14 protein-coding genes and 1 pseudogene are annotated in these 18,763 nt (G+C 70.2%); 5 read left to right on the forward strand and 10 right to left on the reverse strand.

Going from position 1 to position 18,763, the window contains the following annotated elements:
• From B0W88_RS19470 to B0W88_RS19490, 5 genes and pseudogenes are all read right to left on the reverse strand, one after another.
• Nucleotides 1-397: pseudogene (locus tag B0W88_RS19470) on the reverse strand (glyoxylate/hydroxypyruvate reductase A); the annotation flags it as partial.
• Nucleotides 394-894, reverse strand: coding sequence for a CinA family protein (locus tag B0W88_RS19475; protein WP_077036294.1), 501 nt, complete (start codon nt 892-894; stop codon nt 394-396). The gene B0W88_RS19475 and the pseudogene B0W88_RS19470, both read right to left, overlap by 4 nt.
• Nucleotides 895-899: 5 nt before the next feature.
• Nucleotides 900-1,463, reverse strand: a complete 564-nt coding sequence (locus tag B0W88_RS19480; RefSeq protein ID WP_077036295.1) for a phosphatidylglycerophosphatase A — start codon at nt 1,461-1,463, stop codon at nt 900-902.
• Nucleotides 1,460-2,428: a thiamine-phosphate kinase gene (thiL, locus tag B0W88_RS19485; protein WP_077036296.1), complete on the reverse strand. Its 969-nt coding sequence runs from the start codon at nt 2,426-2,428 to the stop codon at nt 1,460-1,462. Before thiL ends, B0W88_RS19480 begins: the two co-directional genes overlap by 4 nt.
• Nucleotides 2,410-5,100 carry a response regulator gene (locus tag B0W88_RS19490; RefSeq protein ID WP_077036297.1) on the reverse strand — a complete coding sequence of 897 codons (2,691 nt, stop codon included), beginning with the start codon at nt 5,098-5,100 and terminating at the stop codon, nt 2,410-2,412. Before B0W88_RS19490 ends, thiL begins: the two co-directional genes overlap by 19 nt.
• 123 nt (nt 5,101-5,223) lie before the next feature.
• Between B0W88_RS19490 and B0W88_RS19495 the strand changes: the two genes are divergently transcribed.
• Together B0W88_RS19495 and B0W88_RS19500 are read left to right on the forward strand one after the other, a co-directional pair.
• Entirely contained in the window at nt 5,224-6,498 is a 1,275-nt protein-coding gene (locus B0W88_RS19495; RefSeq protein WP_233151776.1) for a pitrilysin family protein, read from the forward strand.
• 26 nt (nt 6,499-6,524) lie between these two features.
• Nucleotides 6,525-7,586: an N-acetylmuramoyl-L-alanine amidase-like domain-containing protein gene (locus B0W88_RS19500; RefSeq protein WP_233151777.1), complete on the forward strand. Its 1,062-nt coding sequence runs from the start codon at nt 6,525-6,527 to the stop codon at nt 7,584-7,586.
• Here B0W88_RS19500 and B0W88_RS19505 read toward each other — a convergent pair.
• Both B0W88_RS19505 and B0W88_RS19510 read right to left on the reverse strand, forming a co-directional pair.
• Nucleotides 7,583-8,242: a response regulator transcription factor gene (locus B0W88_RS19505; protein ID WP_233151778.1), complete on the reverse strand. Its 660-nt coding sequence runs from the start codon at nt 8,240-8,242 to the stop codon at nt 7,583-7,585. The two genes, B0W88_RS19500 and B0W88_RS19505, sit on opposite strands and share 4 nt — an antisense overlap.
• Entirely contained in the window at nt 8,239-10,263 is a 2,025-nt protein-coding gene (locus tag B0W88_RS19510; RefSeq protein WP_233151779.1) for a sensor histidine kinase, read from the reverse strand. The genes B0W88_RS19505 and B0W88_RS19510 overlap by 4 nt, the downstream gene beginning before the upstream one ends.
• Nucleotides 10,264-10,425: 162 nt before the next feature.
• Here B0W88_RS19510 and B0W88_RS19515 point away from each other — a divergent pair, with 162 nt between their 5' ends.
• The 3 genes from B0W88_RS19515 to B0W88_RS19525 all read left to right on the forward strand — a co-directional run bounded on the left by B0W88_RS19515 (nt 10,426) and on the right by B0W88_RS19525 (nt 13,833).
• Nucleotides 10,426-12,723 (forward strand): NADP-dependent malic enzyme, encoded by a 2,298-nt coding sequence (locus B0W88_RS19515; protein WP_077036298.1) that lies wholly within the window; start codon nt 10,426-10,428, stop codon nt 12,721-12,723.
• 302 nt (nt 12,724-13,025) lie between these two features.
• A complete protein-coding gene (locus tag B0W88_RS19520; RefSeq protein WP_083748910.1) occupies nt 13,026-13,391 on the forward strand; it encodes a ribonuclease in 366 nt (121 codons plus the stop codon).
• A 46-nt stretch (nt 13,392-13,437) separates the two neighbouring features.
• Nucleotides 13,438-13,833, forward strand: a complete 396-nt coding sequence (locus B0W88_RS19525) for a barstar family protein (RefSeq protein WP_077036299.1) — start codon at nt 13,438-13,440, stop codon at nt 13,831-13,833.
• A gap of 235 nt (nt 13,834-14,068) precedes the next feature.
• On the opposite strand, the gene rsmA is transcribed toward B0W88_RS19525, so the two are convergent.
• Genes rsmA through B0W88_RS19540 form a run of 3 tightly spaced genes read right to left on the reverse strand, consistent with a single transcriptional unit; the run spans nt 14,069 to nt 18,634 of the window.
• Nucleotides 14,069-14,827 carry a 16S rRNA (adenine(1518)-N(6)/adenine(1519)-N(6))-dimethyltransferase RsmA gene (rsmA, locus tag B0W88_RS19530; protein ID WP_077036300.1) on the reverse strand — a complete coding sequence of 253 codons (759 nt, stop codon included), beginning with the start codon at nt 14,825-14,827 and terminating at the stop codon, nt 14,069-14,071.
• Nucleotides 14,828-14,832: 5 nt separating this feature from the next.
• A complete protein-coding gene (locus tag B0W88_RS19535) occupies nt 14,833-16,176 on the reverse strand; it encodes a peptidylprolyl isomerase (RefSeq protein ID WP_077036301.1) in 1,344 nt (447 codons plus the stop codon).
• Between the two features lie 37 nt (nt 16,177-16,213).
• Nucleotides 16,214-18,634, reverse strand: coding sequence for an LPS-assembly protein LptD (locus B0W88_RS19540; protein WP_083748907.1), 2,421 nt, complete (start codon nt 18,632-18,634; stop codon nt 16,214-16,216).
• Nucleotides 18,635-18,763 lie beyond the last annotated feature (129 nt).

Consider the following 18,763-nt stretch of genomic DNA (forward strand, 5'->3'; position numbering starts at 1 on the left):
GCACCAGCACCCGCCACTCGCCCGCGCGCGGCTGCGGCGGCTGGCGCCAGAGCTGCTCGCGCTGCTGCGCGGCCAGCGTGAAGAAGCCGCGATGCAGCGCGATCACGGCCCACAGCGCGGTCTGCACCATCGCCTCGTTCATCGCCGGGTCCACCATGCGGGCGACCGGCACGCCGGGCGGCAGGGTCGGGTCTTGCAGCAGCCGGTCCACGCCGGCCCAGACGGACTGGATCAGCTTCAGCCCCGGCAGGCCCTGCAGGCTGCCCGGTGGCGGGTTGGCGACGACGGCGGCCTCGACCTCATGGTCGGCCTCGAGCAGGAAGCGCTCTTCGGGCATCGCCTCGGCCAGAGCCGCGAGCCAGCGCTCGCGCTCGGCGCCGACGATCAGGATGCTCACGAGTCGCGGTCTTCCAGCGCCTCGCACAGGGCGGTCAGGCCGGCTCGTACCGTGGCCAGGCGCACCTCGTGGCGGTCGCCGTCGAACAGCTCGCTCCACACGCGCAGCAGGCGGCCTTCATGGGCCAGGGCCAGCCAGACGGTGCCGACCGGCTTGCTGGTGCTGCCGCCGGTAGGGCCGGCGATGCCGGTGACGGCCAGCGCCCAGTGGATCGGCGCATGGGCCAGCAGGCCGCGCGCCATGTGCTGGGCCACTTCGCCGCTGACGGCGCCGTGCAGCTCCAGCAAGCCGGCCGGCACGCCCAGCAGCTCGTTCTTGGCCTGGTTGCTGTAGCTGACCACGCCGCGCTCGAACCACTGGCTGGAGCCGGGCAGCTCGGTGCAGGCCGCGGCGATCAGGCCGCCGGTGCAGGACTCGGCCGTGCCCAGCATCTCCTTGCGGCGGATCAGGGCGATGGCGATGCGGTCGATCAGTTCGTGTTCGTCGGGAAACAGCATGGTGGTCAGCCTCCGAAGGCGTGGCGATAGAGCGCGATGACGAAGAGGGTACATCCGGCAGCCACGAAATCGTCGAACAGGATGCCGAAGCCCTGGGCCCAGCCGATGCGCTCGCCGGGTTTCAGCTTGAACAGCCGGTCCGCCCAGCCGACCGGGCCGGGCTTGGCGGCATCGAAGAAGCGGAACAGCGCGAAGGCGATCAACTGGCCTGACCACGAGGTCGGACTGACCAGCCACAGCACCAGCCAGATCGCCAGGATCTCGTCCCACACCACGGCGCCGGGGTCCGGCGTGCGCAGGTGCCGCGCCGTCTGCGTGCAGGCCCACCAGCCGACCAGCGTGCCGCCGGCGATCAGCGCAGCCCACTGGGCATCGCCCAGCGGGCGGTAGTGCTGGATCAGTGCGAACACCAGCCAGCCCCACAGCGTGCCGAAGGTGCCCGGCGCCTTGGGCGCCAGGCCGCTGCCGAAGCCCAGCGCGATCCAGCGGGCCGGATGGCGGAGCATGAAGCCGGCGCTGGGGCGCACCGGAGCCATCGAGGCGTGGTCGTCGTCGCGGTCGTCTGTCATGCGGTCTTGAAGTGATCGAAGCTCTGCAACTGAAGGGGCAAGACCTGGCCCTGCGCGTCGACGAAGCGCAGGCCCGCCGCGGCCTCGATGCGGCCGATGCGGCTGACCGGCGTGGCGCTCTGCCCGGCCGCCTGCTGCACGGCCTCGCGGGACGACGGGGGCGCGGTGAACACCAGCTCGTAGTCATCGCCGCCGGCCAGGCCCATCTCGCGCCTCACCGCCGGCGGCTGCGCTTCCAGGATGGCGCTGCGCGGCAGCGCATCCACCTCCAGCACCGCGCCGACGCCGGAGCGGGCCAGGATGTGGCCGAGGTCGCCGCACAGGCCGTCGGACACGTCGACCGCGCTCGTCGCCACGCCGCGCAGCGCCTGGCCCAGCGCCACGCGGGGCTGCGGCAGCTCCATCGCGCGGCGCACCGCCTCGAACTGCTCGCCGGGCAGGCCCAGCGTGCCGCGGAACACCTCCAGCGCCAGCCGTGCGTCGCCCAGCGTGCGGCCGGAGACGTAGATGTCGTCGCCGGCGCGGGCGCCGCTGCGCAGCAGGGCCGTGCCGCGCGGCACTTCGCCGAAGACGGTGATGCAGAGGTTCAGCGGGCCCTGCGTCGTGTCGCCGCCCACCAGCGCGATGCCGTGCGCGTCGGCCAGCGCGAACAGGCCTTCGGCGAAGCCGGCCAGCCAGCGCTCGTCCGCCCGCGGCAGCGCCAGCGCCAGCGTGAAGGCGCGCGGCGTGGCGCCGCAGGCCGCCAGGTCGCTGAGGTTGACGGCCAGGGCCTTGTGGCCCAGGCGCGCCGGCTCGACGGTGGAGAGGAAGTGCCGCCCCTCGACCAGCATGTCGCTGGAGATGCAGAGCTGCGCGCCGGGGCCCGGCGTCAGCACGGCGCAGTCGTCGCCGATGCCCACGTCGACGCCGGCCTGCGTGCCATCGCCGCGCTGGAAGAAGCGGCGGATCAGATCGAATTCACCCATGCGGGGATTGTCGCCGCGCCCTGCACCCCGGCCTCTTCGAGCGCCGCCGCCAGTTCCACCGCGAAGGCGGCGGCCAGCCCGGCGATGCCCGGCGCGTCCCCGCGCTGCTGCAGTGCGGCCTCCAGCTGCGAGGCCAGCGCGGCCAGCGGCCGGGCGCCGATCGTGCCGGCCACCGATTTCATCGAGTGGGCCAGCTGCGCGGCGGCGTCGAACTGACGCTGCGCCAGCAGCTCGTCGAGCCGGGCGGCGTCAGCGCCGTGCTCGCCGACGAAGGTGCGCAACAGGCGCTGGTAGAGCGGCTGCTGGCCCAGGCAGTTCTCCAGGCCCAGGCGGAAGTCGATCGCGGCCTCGGCGCGCGCCGGTTCCTCGGGCAGCCAGCGGGCGATCATCTCGAACATGCGCAGCGGCTCGATCGGCTTGCGGATGAAGCCGTTCATGCCGGCGGCCAGGCTGGCCTCGCGGTCGGCCTGCTGGACCGAGGCGGTCATCGCGACGATCGGCAGGCTGGCATGCCGCGCATCGGCGCGGATGCGGCGGGCGGCCTCGCAACCGTCCATGCCGGGCATCTGCACGTCCATCAGCACGATGTCGAACTGCGCCTGCGGGTCGCCCAGCAGGGCCACCGCCTCGTGGCCGTCGCAGGCCATGCTGACGCGCATGCCGGCGATGTCGCCCAGCAGCTCGCCGGCCACCTGGCGGTTGACCGCGGTGTCCTCCACCAGCAGCACCCGGCGTTCGCGCAGCCGTGCCATCAGCGTGTCGCCGAGCGGTTCCACCGGATGCTGCCGGCGGCGGCCGAACAGCATGTGCACCGTGTCCTGCAGGGCCGCCTGCGTCAGCGGCTTGCTGAGGAAGCCATCGAGCCGCAGCCGCGTCGCCAGCGCACGGGCCTCGTCGGCGGCGTAGGCGGTCATCAGCACCAGCCGCGGCACCGTGCCGTGGCCCTCTTCCGCGCTGCGCTGGCGCAGCAGCTCGACCAGCCGCGCGCCGTCGGTGCCGGGCATGTTCCAGTCGATCAGCAGCAGGTCGAAGGCCGGCTCGCCGGGGCGGCCGAGCAGGGCCAGGCAGTCCGCCGCCGAGGGCACGCCGAACCCGACGCAGCCGGCGGCAGGCAGCAGCTCCAGGCAGGTCTGGCGGGCGAGTTCGTTGTCGTCGACCACCAGCACGCGCAGCCGGTCCGGCGCCGGTTCGGCCAGCGGCGCGGGCCGGCTCTCGTCCTCGCTCTCGCCCGCGCCTGCCTCGGCCGGGGCCAGCGCCACGCGGATCCAGAACTCCGCGCCGGGCGAGACCGTGGTGTCCACGCCGATCGTGCCGCCCATCATCTCGACCAGGCGCTTGCAGATCGCCAGGCCCAGGCCGGTGCCGCCGTAGCGGCGCGAGATCGTGCGGTCCGCCTGGCGAAAGGGCTCGAACAGCGCGGCCGCGGTGTCGGCATCCAGCCCGATGCCGGTGTCGCGCACCGCCAGGCGCAGCCTCACGCGGCCGTCCGGCTCATGCCCTTCGATCATGGCCCGCAGCTCGACGCTGCCGCCGGTGGGCGTGAACTTGATCGCGTTGCTGCACAGGTTGACCAGCACCTGCTCCAGGCGCAGCCGGTCGCCCAGCAGGCGCAGCTGCGGCGCCGCGCCGCGGGGCATGCGCAAGGCCACGCCCTTCTCGCGCGCATGCAGCTCCACCAGCGCCTGCACATGGGCCAGCAGCTCCGCCATCTCGAAGGGGCGCTGCTCCAGCTCGAAGCGGCCGGCCTCGATCTTGGCGCTGTCCAGCACGTCGTTGATCAGCGCCAGCAGCGCGTCGGCGGCGACGCGGATCTTGCCGAGGTAGTCGTGCTGCCGGGGCGTCAGCTCGGTGTTCAGTGCCAGGTGGGTCATGCCGATGATGGCGTTCATCGGCGTGCGCAGCTCGTGGCTCATGCTGGCGAAGAACTCGGTCTTGGCGCGGTTGGCCGCCTCGGCCGCCTCGCGGGCGCGCTCGTTGGCGGCCGCCAGCGCGCGCTGCTGGCCCAGCGTGCGGTCGATGGTGACGCTCATCTGCCGCAGCACCAGCGCCACCATGGTCAGCAGTGCCAGCAGCGCCACCGCGCCGAGGCCCAGCACCGAGCGCTCGATCGTGCGCAGCGCCTCGGCCTCCAGGCCCTGGCGGTAGGGCCGCAGCGCGGCCACCAGGCCGTCGACGGCGGAGCGGTTGGCCTGGTAGTCGGCGGCCATGCGCTCGTAGGCGGCGAGCTGCGCGGTGGCGTCGCCGCTGTGCAGGGCCGGCAGGAAGCTGCGGTCGAGTTCCTCGAAGAAGGCCTGGGCCGGCGGGAACACGGCCTCGCTGAACTGGGCCTTCAGCGCCTCGGGCAGGCGGCTGGCCTGCCACTGGCGCTGGCCTTCCAGCAGCGCCTGCCGGCAGCGGGCGAGCCGCTCGATCAGCGCGGGGCGTTCCGCCGGCGCCGCGTTGCGCAGCTCGCCGACCAGCAGGAAGCTCTCGACGATGTACTGCGGCGGCGGCAACACGTCGGCCTCCAGCCGCTGGCCCAGCATGATGCGCTGGTACAGCTCGCCGTTGACGGCCACGGCCGACACCGAGCGGAACGCCCAGGTCGCGAGCACCAGCAGGGCCAGGGCGATGCCGCCGAGCAGGAGCGCGAACTGCGTCCTGACGGAGCGCGGGTCGAAGAGGGAATTCAAGGCGTGGGACCGGAGAGGGGTCAGCTGGGTCAGGACCTTAGCACCGGCTGCCGCGGCATGCCATCGGTCAGGGCCCCTCGGCTGGGCGGACAATCGCCTTCCCGCCAACGCCGAGCCTCTGTCTTGCAAGACCAGCCGATCGTCACCACCCTGCCCAACGGCCTGCGCGCCGTCGCCATCCCGATGCCCTGGCGCAGCACCGTCTCGCTGAGCGTGTTCATCCGCACCGGCAGCCTGCACGAGTCCGCGCGGCTCAACGGCATCAGCCATGTCGTCGAGCACATGGCCTTCAAGGGCACGGCCACCCGCGACTGCCAGCAGATCAACCTCGATGCCGAGCGGCTCGGCGCCGAGGTCAACGCCCATACCGACAAGGACCACACGGCCTTCCACCTCGAAGGCCTGCCGCAGGATCTGCCGGCCTTCGTCGCGATGCTGGCCGACGTGGTGCTGGCCCCGAGCTTCCCGGCCGAGGAGCTGGAGCGCGAGCGCGGCGTCATCGAGCAGGAGTTCGGCGAGTACGAGGACGACCCGGTCACCCAGGCCTTCCAGCTCTTCGACCGCGCCTGCTACGGGCTCAACCATCCGGCCGGCCAGCCGGTGATCGGCAAGCGGGCGAACCTGAAGCGCTTCACCCGCGAGGATCTGCTGGCCTATGTGCAGCGGCAGTATTCGGCGGCCAATGTGGTCGTGGCCGCGGCAGGCGCCGTCGACGTGCCGGCCTTCACGCAGGCGGTCGAGGAGGCCTTCGGCGCGATGCCGGCCGGCTCGCCGCATGAGGTGGCCCCGCCCGACTGGCAGGGCGGCCTCAAGCAGCGCCGCATGGCCGGCAGCGGCCAGTGCCAGATCGTCATCGGCTATCCCTCGCCGGCGCTGGGCGAGCCGGGCCAGGCGACCTATGCGGTGGCGGCGGCGCTGCTGGGCGAGGGCATGAGCTCGCCGCTGCTGGACGAGATCCGCGAGCGCCGCGGCCTGGCCTACCACGTGGGCTGCAGCGCCGATGCCTTCCCGCTGTGCGGGCAGTTGCTGGTCGAGGCGGCGACGACGCCCGAGCAGGCCGAGGAGCTGATCGTGGCCGTGCACGAGCTGCTGCAGCGCCATGCCGGCGGCGCCGTCGATCCGGTGGGCCTGGAACGGGCGCGGGCGCAGCTGAGCGTGCGCGCGCTGCGGGCCCAGGAGCAGCCGACGCGGCGCATCGAGAACGCCGCGCAGGACCTGTTCCGCTTCGGCCACTTGCGCGAGGCGCGGCAGTGGCTGGACGAGCTGCAGGCGGTCAGTGCTGACGCGGTACGCGAAGTCTTCGTGCGCATGGCCGCCCAGCGTCCGGCGATCGCGCTGGCCGGCAGCGTGCCTGGGCGATTGCGCGAACGTGCGGAGGCGCTGTTCGGCTTGGGCTGAGCGATTCGCCGCCACAATCGGCGCCGATGAAAACCGCCGTTATGACCCTGGCCGCCGCGCTGCTGGCGGCCGGCTGCGCGCAGCTGCCGCAGCCCCCGCAGCAACAAGCTCCTGTTTCGCCCGCGCGCGGCGACATCCGGCCGCAGGCCCCGCTGCCGCCCGCGCCGCTGCAGGCGCCCACCGAGGCGCAGCTGGGCTTCGGCCAGCGCGTCGGCCTGGACGCCGAGACGCTGACCGCGCTGCTGAACAAGCCGCTGTACCAGATGAAGCCGGCCGAGCTTGGCAAGTTCCTGGCCTATGAGCAACTGGCCCAGCCGGCGCTGCGCCAGCGCATCGCCGACCTCGCGCGCCGCAACATCGGCCAGCCCTACGAGCTCTACCTGCTGGGCGAGTTCCCCTACGAGACCTTCGACACCCAGCCGCTGTTCAGCCTGGACAAGAGCGACTGCGTGGTCTTCTCCGAGCACATCTATGCGATGGCGCAGAGCGCCTCCTGGGAGGAGTTCTTCTGGATGCTGCAGCGCATCCGCTACAAGGACGGCGTGATCGGCGTGGCCACGCGCAACCACTACACCGAGGCCGACTGGAACATCAACAACCGCTGGCTGGTGAGCGACATCACCCAGCGCATGGCCGGCGCGCGCGCGGTGCCTTACCTGCAGAACATCGACCGCCAGGGCTTCCTGCGCAAGCAGTTCAAGATCGAGCGCGAGATCCCGGTGCAGCGCTGGGATGACGTGTACGTCCCGAAGCAGATCGTGGCCGAGGTGGCCAACCAGCTGCAGGACGGCGACTTCGTCAACATCATCTCCGGCTACCCGGGCCAGCCCGGCGGCGCCTGGGCCTCGCATGTGGGCCTGATCGTGCTGGGCGCGGACGGCGAGCGGCACATCCTGCATTCGTCGGAGCCGGTGGTGCGCGAGGAGTCGCTGCAGGACTTCATCGCGCGGCTGGGCTTGCGAGACCAGAAGAACATCGACGCGGGCCTGAAGAAGCCCCAGCTGCTGGGCTTCAAGTTCCTGCGCCTGAACGACCAGCCGGAGCCGCCGCCGATGAAGCCGCAGCCGCGGCCGGGCCGCCCGGCCTAGTTTTCGCGCAGCAGGTTCGCCAGCTCCACGGCCGACTTCACGTCCATCTTCTCGAACACGCGGGCGCGGTGGACCTCCACCGTACGCACGCTGATGTGGAGCTGGTCGGCGATCAGCTTGTTGGGCAGGCCCTGCACGACCAGGGCCATCACCTCGCGCTCGCGGTCGGTCAGCTCGGCCACCCGGTGGGTCAGCTGAACTGACGCGTTACGTGCGCTGAGCGCCTGGTCGCTGGCGGCCAGCGCCTGCAGCGCGCGGTCCACCAGCGCGTTGTCGGAAAAGGGCTTCTCCACGAAGTCGAAGGCGCCGCGCTTGACCGCGCCCACCGCGGTGGGCACGTCGCCATGGCCGGTCAGGAAGATCACCGGCAGCACCTGGTGCAGGCCGCGCTCGATCAGCCGCTCGAACAGGGCCAGGCCGCTCATGCCGGGCATGCGCACGTCCAGCAACAGGCAGCTTGGCGCGTCGGGCCAGCCGGCGCCGTGGCCGGGGCGGGCATCCAGCATGGCCTCGAAGGCCTCGGCGCTGGCATAGCCCTCGGACAGCAGCCGGCGCGAGCGCAGCAGCCAGGCCAGCGCGTCGCGCACGACGTCCTCGTCGTCGACGAGATAGACCATCGGCAGGTTGCGGCTCTTGAACTCCGGCAGCGCAGTCATGGGGGGCTTGTCTCCGTGGGCAGCGTGAAGCGGAACTCGCAGCCGCCGCCTTGTTGGTGGTTGATGAATTCCATCACACCGCCATGTTGCTCCACAACCGTGCGGCACAGGCTCAGGCCCAGCCCCATGCCTTCGCTGCGCGTGGTGAAGAAGGGCGTGAACAGGCGCTTGGCCACCTCCTCCGGGATGCCCGGGCCGTGGTCGCGCACCGAGAAGCGCAGCCAGCGCGCGTCCGGCGTGGTGCTCACTTGCAGGCGCAAGACCCGCGAGGCCAGCGGCGCCGCGGCCTCCATCGCCTGGATGCCGTTGCGGGTGAGGTTCAGCAGTACCTGCTCGACCATCGTGCGGTCGCAGCGCAGGCGCGGCGTCTGCTCCGGCAGGTCGATCTCGATGCGGGTGCCGCTCTTGCGGGCCTGCAGCCGCACCAGCGGCAGCACGGCGTCGAACAGCGCGTCCACCCCGATCAGTTCGCGCGACTGGTCGCGCCGGCGCACGAAGTCATGCACGCTCTTGATCACCCGGCCGGCCCGCTCGGCCTGCTGGGCGATGCGGCTGGTGGCCTCGCGGACCATGGCCGGGGTCTGCGGCTCGTCGCCGTCGCGCTCCAGCAGGTTCAGCGTGGCGGCCGCGTAGCTGGCGATGGCCGCCAGCGGCTGGTTCAGCTCGTGGCTCAGCAGCGATGCCATCTCGCCGACGGTGGCCAGCCGCGCGGTGGCCTGCAGCCGGTCCTGCTGCTGGCGCGAAAGCTCCTCCATGCGGCGCTGGTCGGAGACGTCGAGCACGGCGCTCATCCAGCCGGTCTGCTGGCCCTGCGCGTCCAGCAGCGGGGTCTCGAAGATCATCACCGGGAAGCGCTCGCCGCCCTTGCGCATGAAGACCGTCTCGAAGCCCTGGCGAGGGTCCTGCCCGGCCTCGGCGCGCAGGCTGCGGTCCAGGTGGCGGCGGCGGTATTCCTCGACGTGCTCCGGCGGCCAGTAGGGCGGCTCGGCCAGGCCGTACAGCTCCTCGGCGCGGAAGCCGACGATGCCGCAGAAGGCCGGGTTCACATAGGTGATGGTGCCGGCCAGGTCGCGGGCGCGCAGGCCGGTGACCAGCGAGTTCTCCATCGCGTGGCGGAAGGCCAGCGCCTCGGCCAGCTTGTGCTCGGCCAGCGCGCGGCGGCGCACGTCGCGCACCAGCAGCAGCACGACCGCGAACAGCGCCAGCGACAGGCCCAGCACCAGGGCCGTGCTGAGGTTGGGGATCAGGTCCGGCCGGCCGCGGGCGCTGTCCACCCGCAGCTGCAGCGACAGGCCCGGCAAGTCCAGCAGGCGCTCGGCGCGGTAGATGCCGGCGCCGCGCGTGAGGCCCGCGCGGGCGAGGCGCGTGCCGTCGCCCTCCACGAAGCTGACCTCGTTGCTGCGCGCCAGCTCCGGCGTCATCGATTCCTCCAGCAGCTGGCGCAGGCCCACGGTGGCCACGACGAAGGCCCTGATCTGCCCGCCCTGCGATTGAGGCAGGCACAGGTCGGCCACCTCCTGGCCGTCGCCGCCGGGCAGCGGCACGAAGTAGCTCTTGGAATAGACCTGCGCGGCCTGGCGCTGGGCGGCAACGCAGGCGAGGTCGGTCTCCAGCTGCATCTGCGTGCGCGAGAGCTGCTTGAACAGCGGCGTACCGTAGGGCGAGTCGGCGGCGTAGACGATGTGGCGGTCGGCGTCGCGGTACTCGACGCGCAATAACGGCCGGGTTCGACGCAGCAGCTCCACCGCGTCGTCGCGCCAGCGCTGGTGCAGCGGGTCTTCCCACAGCAAGCCCTGCAGCGCCTGCATGTCGCGGCCGGCCAGCTGCTTGGCGCGGGCGGCCACCTCGGCGGCGACCTGGTCCACATGCTCCTGCGCGCGGCCCGACTCGTAGTTCAGCGACAGCATCACCAGCAGCGACTGCGCCACCAGCAGCAGCGCCACCAGCGCCACCCAGGGCAGCGCCCGGCGCCAGCGCCGCGGCCCATTCAGTAGCGAAAAGTAAAAGGAGCGTGGTGGCACGGCGAAGGCTGTCGACCTTGAGCGCGCAGTATGCTGGTCCCCTGACGGGCCCGGATGCGCACTATCGCGTATGCCGATCTGCCCCAGCTTGACGGACACTGACTCCTACAATCGCCGCCCACCCCCAGGGCCTGCAGCACACAAGCGAGAGACACCAGCACCATGTCCACATCCGAAGAAAAGCGCGCCGAGCTGCGCAAGGCGGCCCTCGAATATCACGAGTTCCCGACCCCCGGCAAGGTGGCGATCGCCGCCACCAAGCAGCTGATCAACCAGCGCGACCTGGCCCTGGCCTACTCGCCCGGCGTGGCCTACGCCTGCGAGGAGATCGTCGCCGACCCGGCCAACGCCTTCCGCTACACCTCGCGCGGCAACCTGGTGGCCGTGGTCACCAACGGCACCGCGGTGCTGGGCCTGGGCGACATCGGCCCGCTGGCTTCCAAGCCGGTGATGGAGGGCAAGGGCGTCCTGTTCAAGAAGTTCGCCGGCATCGACGTGTTCGACCTCGAGATCAACGAGAAGACCGACCTCGACAAGCTGGTGGACGTGATCGCCGCGCTGGAGCCCACCTTCGGCGGCATCAACCTCGAGGACATCAAGGCGCCGGACTGCTTCTACGTCGAGCGCGAGCTGCGCAAGCGCATGAAGATCCCGGTCTTCCACGATGACCAGCACGGCACCGCCATCGTCGTCGGCGCCGGCCTGCTCAACGGCCTGAAGGTCCAGGGCAAGAACATCAAGGAGGTGAAGCTCGTCACCTCCGGCGCCGGCGCCGCCGCGCTGGCCTGCCTGAGCCTCTTGATGAAGCTGGGCCTGCCGCGCGAGAACATCTGGGTGACCGACCTGGCCGGCGTCGTCTACGAGGGCCGCACCGAGCTGATGGACCCGGACAAGGCCCAGTTCACCCAGAAGACCGAAATGCGCAGCCTGCGCGAGGTCATCAAGGGCGCGGACGTGTTCCTGGGCCTGTCGGCCGGCGGCGTGCTGAAAGCCGACATGGTGGCCACGATGGCCGCCAAGCCGCTGATCTTCGCGCTGGCCAACCCGAACCCCGAGATCGCGCCGGAAGAGGTGCAGAAGGTGCGCGCCGATGCGGTGATGTGCACCGGCCGCACCGACTACCCGAACCAGGTCAACAACGTCCTGTGCTTCCCGTACATCTTCCGCGGTGCGCTGGACTGCGGCGCCACGACGATCAACGACGAGATGGAGATCGCCGCCGTCCATGCGATCGCCGAGCTGGCCCAGGCCGAGCAGAGCGAGGTGGTGGCCGCGGCCTACGCCGGCGCCAATCTCTCCTTCGGCCCCGAGTACCTGATCCCCAAGCCCTTCGACCCGCGCCTGATGATGAAGATCGCGCCGGCCGTGGCGCTGGCGGCGATGGCGTCCGGCGTGGCTGCGCGGCCGATCACCGACATGGTCGCCTACGTCGAGAAGCTGCAGAGCTTCGTCTACGCCTCCGGCACGACGATGAAGCCGATCTTCACGATGGCCAAGCGCTCGACCAACAAGCGCGTCGCGTATGCCGAGGGTGAAGAGGAGCGCGTGCTGCGCGCGGTGCAGGTGGTGGTCGATGAAGGCTTGGCCCGCCCGACGCTGATCGGCCGCCCGGCCGTCATCGCCGAGCGCTGCGAGCGCTTCGGCCTGCGCCTGAAGGAGGGGCTGGACTACGACGTCGTCAACGTCGAGCACGACGAGCGCTACCGCGACTACTGGCAGACCTACCACCGCCTGACGGCGCGCAAGGGCGTCACCCAGCAGCTGGCCAAGATCGAGATGCGCCGCCGCCTCACCCTGATCGGCGCGATGATGCTGCACAAGGGCGAGGTCGACGGCATGCTCTGCGGCACCTGGAGCGTGACCTCCATGCACCTGCAGTACATCGACCAGGTGATCGGCAAGCGTCCCGGCGTGAAGACCTATGCCTGCATGAACGGGCTGATCCTGCCGAACCGCCAGGTCTTCCTGGTCGACACCCACGTCAACTACGACCCGACGGCGGAACAGCTGGCCGAGATCACCGTGATGGCGGCCGAGGAGATGCTGCGCTTCGGCGTCAAGCCCAAGGCGGCGCTGCTCTCGCACAGCAACTTCGGCTCCAGCAACAGCCCGTCCGCCACCAAGATGCGCGAGACGCTGGCCCTGCTGCGCGAGCAGGCGCCCTGGCTGGAGGTGGACGGCGAGATGCACGGCGACACCGCGCTGGACACCACCTGCCGCAAGGGCCAGGTGCCCGACGCGGCGCTGAACGGGGAAGCCAACCTGCTGGTGTTCCCGAACATCGACGCCGCCAACATCTCCTACAACCTGCTCAAGGTGGCCGCCGGCGGCGGCATCGCGATCGGCCCGGTGCTGCTCGGCGCGGACAAGCCGATCCACGTGCTGACCCCGTCGGCGACGGTGCGCCGCATCGTCAACATGACGGCCCTGGTCGTCGCGGACGCCAACGCTGCACGCTGAAACCTGACTAGACAAGCTTGCCCCTGATGCACCACAAAGGTGCTTCAGGGGCTTTTCGTCTTGATCGGTTTACAAAAGTTTGTGGCGGCTAACTCGGTGCGATCTACGCCCTGTTCCCGCCATCTGGCGCACTCCATATTGGTAGTGTGCGCCTGCTAACAAAGCGTAATTCCCGGCCTGGATGCAGCGACGCGGCTTGAGATTTCCGGGCCGCTTCGCTACCATACTGCTTTCAGGAACAGGGTAAACCCGTGTCTTTGCTCTCTCGACCACCCCGGTGGTCCACCAGGTTCTGGTTCGGTCTGGCCGTTTTTTCAGCGGCTGTGGCGGCAACCGGGAACCCGGTGCAAGCCAAGGAATCCAAGCGATTGGAGCCCGGGCTGGAGACGGTGGCGCTGTCCGATCTGCCCCGCGAAGCGCAAACAACGTATCGCCTGATTCTGGCCGGTGGGCCGTTTCCGCACCGGCAGGATGGCGTCGTGTTCGGCAATCGCGAGCGGATCCTGCCGGTCAAGGCCAGGGGTTGGTATCACGAGTACACCGTGAAGACGCCCGGCAGCCGCGACCGCGGAGCCCGGCGCATGGTGTGCGGTGGAAATCCCGCGACCCGGCCTGATATTTGTTTTTACACCGACGACCACTACGCCAGCTTCAAGCAGGTGCGGTGAGCGGCGGGAGTCCAAGAGTTCTGTGACTTAAAGGAGGATCGCGACCATGCTTTTGCAGACCGTCCGTCCCAACATCGTGCAGGCCATAAGGGCCTACCGCGTAGAGGACTTGATGCAGGCAGCCCAGGATGCCGGCCAGCATTTCCTGTATGCCAACCTGACGGAAGCCCAGTCCAAGCAGGACGTGCTGGAGGGCATCGCCCAGGCCTTCCTGTTCCCCGCCCATTTCGGCAAGAACCTGGACGCCCTGCATGACTGCATGACCGACCTGGTCCACAAGTCGGGCTCGCAGCCGGGCTTCGTCGTGGTGCTGGAACAGCTGCCGGACAACATCCGCTTCGATCGCGAGGCCCGCGAGCAGTTGCTCGACGTCTTCCGCGAGGCCGCCGACTTCTGGGCGGAAAGGAAGATTCCATTCAGGTGCTTCTATTCTTTTCAGTAGCCCGCTCACAGGATTCGTCCTGGGAGCGGGCTACCCAAGAAGAGACGCCCGTCGTTGCCGCCAAGCCGGCCTCCAAGGCCTCCAAGGCCGCAGCCAACGCCAACTTCGGCATGAACATGCCGATGATGTGCAGTGCTTTCGATACTGCCATGTGGCTGAGCGCCGCCTGATCCTTCGGGCTGCTCAATGACAAAGGGACCCGCTCGGGTCCCTTTTGTTTTGCCTGTCTTGCCTGTCAGAGCTGCTGCGCCAGCGCCACGAATTCCGTGACCGGTACTTCCTCGGCCCGCCGCTGCAGGTCGAAGTGGCCGGCGAAGTTGCGCTCGGTCAGCCAGTGCCCCAGCGAGTGCCGCAGCAGCTTGCGTCGCTGCGAGAAGGCCACCTGCACCATCTCCTCCAGCAGCTTGGCGTCCAGCGCCGGCGGCTGGTCGAAGGGAATCATGCGCACGATGGCCGAGTCCACCCGCGGCGGCGGGTCGAAGGCCTCCGGTGGCACGTCGAACACCGACTCCACCGTGTAGCGCCACTGCAGCATCACGGTGAGGCGGCCGTAGTCCTTGTTGCCGGGCGAGGCGGCCATGCGGTCCACCACCTCCTTCTGCAGCATGAAGTTCTGGTCGACCACATGGTCGACGAAGCCCAGCAGGTGGAACAGGATCGGCGTGGAGATGTTGTAGGGCAGGTTGCCGACGACGCGCAGCTTCTTGCCCCTGGCGCGGGCCAGCTCGGCGAAGTCCACCTTCAGGACGTCGGACTCGATCACCTCGACGTCCCCGCGCTTGCGCATGCGCGCGGCCAGGTCGCGGTCCAGTTCGATGACGGTCAGAGGCTGGATGCGCTGGAGCAGCGGCAGCGTCATCGCCCCGAGGCCGGGGCCGATCTCGACCATCGCATCGCCCGCCTCCGGCGCGATCGCATCGACGATGCCTTCGATGATCGCGCGGTCGGTCAGGAAGTGCTGGCCGAAGCGCTTGCGCGCGATGTGCTGCGCCATCGATCTCAGTCCTGCCACTCGCGGACTTCGATGAAGGCGCGCGAGCGCAGCTCCTTCAGCCAGTCCGTGTAGGCCTCGTCGTACCTCTGCTCGCGCAGCGCATTGCGGGCCTGCTCGCGCAGCTGCTTCATCTCGATCTGCGAGCTGCGGCGCTCCATCACCTGGATCAGGTGGACGCCGAAGCGCGAGGGCACCGGGCCGGAGATGCCCTTGATCGGCAGCGCGTTCATCGCTTCCTCGAACTCGGGCACGAAGCCGCCCGGCGAGACCCAGCCCAGGTCGCCGCCGGCCTCGGCGCTGCCGTCCTCGGAGTTCTGCTTGGCCAGCTGCTCGAAGGTGGCGGTGCCGGCCTCGATCTGGCGCTTGTATTCGGCCAGGCGGCGGGCCGCCACTTCCATCGTCAGCTGGGCGGAGGGGCGCAGCAGGATGTGGCGGGCGTGGGTCTGGGTGATCGTCGTCAGCGAGGGCGTGCCGGAGCGCTCGATCACCTTCAGCACGTGATAGCCGGCGCCGGAGCGCAGCAGCTGCGGGGCGATCTGGCCGGTGGTCAGGCCCTTGACCGCGTCCACGAAGACGTCGGGCAGGCGGTCGGCCGGGCGCAGGCCGATCTCGCCACCCTTGGCCTTGTTGCCGTCCTCGGACAGCTCCTTGTTGACCGCGGCGAAGTCCTCGCCGCCCTGCACGCGGGCCAGCGCCTTCTCGGCGACGGCGCGCTTCTCGGCGATGACGGCCGCCGACGCGTTCTCGGGCACGGTGACCAGGATCTGCGCGATGTTCAGCTGGCCGCCGGCGGACAGGGCCTCGCGGCGCTGGTCCAGGTACTTGTCGATGTCGCCGTCGGTGATGCGGATGCGGCCCTGCACCTCGTGCTCGCGCACGCGCTCGGTCATCATCTGGTCGCGCAGGTTGTCGCGGAAGCGGCGGAAGTCCATGCCGTCTTCCTTCAGCCGGGCGCGCAGCTGGTCCATCGACAGCTTGTTCTGCGCGGCCACGTTGGCCACCACCCGGTCCAGCTCGGCGTCGTCGATCTTGTTGCCGTTTTCGCGGGCGTAGGTGACGAGCACGCGCTCGTCCACCAGCGCATCCAGCGCCTGCTTGTGCAGCGCCTCGCTGTCGATCACCTCGCCGCGCGCGCGGGCTTCCTGGCGGGCCTTCTCGGTGCGCTGCACCACTTCGCTGGCGGCCACGATGTCCTGGTTGACGACCGCGGCAATGTAGTCACCGGGCTGCAGCGTGCCGCGCGAGTTGGTCACCACCGGGGCCGCGTGCTGCTGCTGGGCCAGGGCCGGCATGGCGGTGGCAATCACCGCGGCGGCCAGGATCAGGGAACGAATCTTGTTGTCGGTCATAAAGCAGGCAGGGCCGGCGGAACAGAAGGAACGCCCGTCAGGGTGACGAGCCGTCAAGCGTGGCCGAGCGGTCGGAGCTCAGCTGGCGATAGCCGGGCACATTGTCCCTCAAGACCTTGAGCGCATTGGAGCCGAGCTGGGACAGGCCCACCAGCTCCAGCTGCAGCATCAGCCGCGTGTTGGTTTCGGCCCGGCCGGTGGACTGGCGCTGCACGCCCATGCGCATCACCCAGCAGCCGGCGTCGTACTCCACGCCGGCCACCGAATCGGTGAGCCGCTTGTCGAACAGGCTGTACTGGATGCGCCCGGCGCTGTACCAGGCGCCCTGGCAGCCGCCGCCGCCGGAGGTGCCGGCCGCCACCGCGTCACGCACGGCCTGGCCGCCCGCGCCGGCGCGACCGAACAGCGGCCACTGCCAGGCCACCTCGACCTGCTCCGACTGGCCGCGCGCCAGCCGGTAGGCCAGGCTGACGGTGCGGAACGGGCCCGGCGAATAGCGCAGGCGCATCACCGTACGCTCGGAGCGGTTGCTCTCGGGGTTGAACTGCAGCGTGCCGTCGGCCCACCACTGCTCGTTCAGGTGGGCGGCGGCGAGCAGCAGCAGGTCGGAGAAGCGCTGGGTGATCGGCGTGCCGTCGGGCGTGATCTGCTGGTCGCGGAACTGCACCCGCTGCACCAGGCCCAGGCGCAGCACCTCTTCGCCCTGCGTCGGGTTGATCCAGCGGCTGATCGCGCCGACGGTCAGCGTGTGCGCGTCGGAGACCCGGTCCACGCCGGTGAACTGGTTCTCCGAGTAGATCGAGTCGAAGTTGAAGTCCTTGGCGGCCGAGTCGAAGTTCGGCAGGTTCTGCTGCGCGCGGTAGGGCGTGTTGACGTAGAGCACGCGCGGCTCCAGCGTCTGGCGCATCGCGCGGCCGAGCAGCGAGGAATCGCGCTCGAACACCAGGCCGCTGTCCAGGCTGAAGGTCGGGATCGTGCGCGCCATCGAGCGGCGGCCGTCGGCGCCAGGTTCGTCGAGCTGGTAGCTGGCGGCGTTGACGGCCACGCGCGGGATCAGCCACCAGCCGGCGCCGCCGATCGGTGCGCTGACGTGGCCCAGCACATGCAGCCGCTCGCCGGTCTGCACCTGGCCCGACGCGCGCTGGGTCGGCAGCGCATCGCCGGCCAGGTCGAAGCGGTTGTATTCCAGCTCCAGCGAGCCCTCCAGCCGCGCGCTGCGGCCCCAGGGCGTGAAGCCGTCCAGCACCGCGTCGTCGGCCTTGGTCGTCGCGCGGATGCCCAGCTGCGGGCTGCGCTGGTAGGGCGTGATGAACTGGGCCGTGGTGTCGGTGCCCTGCAGCGCCTGCCAGTGCTGCACGCGCAGGTAGCTCTCGATCGTGCCCCAGCCGAGCTCGCGGGCGCGGTTGACCTGCAGGTCCTGCGAGAGCAGGCGCACCGTCTTGCTGTGCATGCGCTGCGGCAGGTCCTTCCAGTAGTCGTCGTCGGAGACCTTCTCGGCGCGCAGCTGGTAGCGCCAGTCGTGGGGCAGCTGGCCGTCGAGGTTGGCGTCACCCGCCCAGCGGGAGCGGCCGGCCACCCGGTCGTTGGGCAGCAGGTCCAGGTTCAGCTGGCCCTTGTGCTCGGGCTCCAGGTAGCGGAACTCGCTGTCCATGCCGGCGCCGCGCTTGGTCATCACGAAGGGCGTCAGCGTGGCGTCGCGGTTGGGCGCGATGTTCCAGTAGTAGGGCGTGCCCAGCTCGAAGCCGCTGCGGTTGTCCAGGCTGATGTTGGGCGGCAGCCAGCCGGACTTGCGGGCGCCGTTCAGCGCGAAGCTCAGCGAGGGCGCCGCCAGGATGGGCACGCCCAGGAAGTGCAGCACCCCGCCGGTGGCCTTGCCCTCGTTGGCATCGAAGTCCAGGGCCAGGCCCTTGGCGGTGATCTGCCAGTCGGGTTGCTGCCCGTCCACCACCGGGCAGCTGGAGTAGGTGCCGTCCACGGCGAACACGTGCTTCTGGTCGGTGAAGCTGATGCGCTCGGCGTGCCCCGCCCCGCCGGTCAGCGAGAAGAAGTAGCTCGGGTTCAGGAAGGTGCCCTCGAAGCGGCTCACGTAGAGCTGCAGGTCGGGGCCGCGGAAGATGTTGCCGTTGCTGCTCAGCTCGACCTTGCCGGTGGCGTGGGCGAGGTCGTCCGCCTGGCCGTAGGTGACCTGGTCGGCGCGCATCAGGATGTCGCCGTAGCGCAGCTCGGCCTTGCCCTCGGCGCTGGACTGCTGGTCGAGCGTGCTGCCCAGCTTGTCGGCCGTGATCACCAGCGCCGGGCGCTCGGTCTTGGGCCGCACCGCCAGCGTGCGGCTGGGTTTCAGCTTCGGAGGCGGCTCCGGGGTCGGGTCTTGCGCGTGCGCGGGCTGGCCCAGGCCGTACAGCAGGCAGAGGGTCAGCGAGGACAGGGCGAATGGAGGGGCGAGCGGGCGCTGCGGCAAGGCGGGAGGGCTTCTTCGACGGAGGCAGGCGGTTTGTAGAATTCATTATCCATGAGCACTTCCCGTTTCAAGTTCGACCCCGCCCAGCCGCCGCGCGACGAGGCCCAGATGCGCGCCGCCGTCCAGGCC

It is taken from the genome of Pelomonas sp. KK5, from assembly GCF_001984095.1.
In the GTDB taxonomy this organism is placed as follows: Bacteria; Pseudomonadota; Gammaproteobacteria; order Burkholderiales; family Burkholderiaceae_C; genus KK5.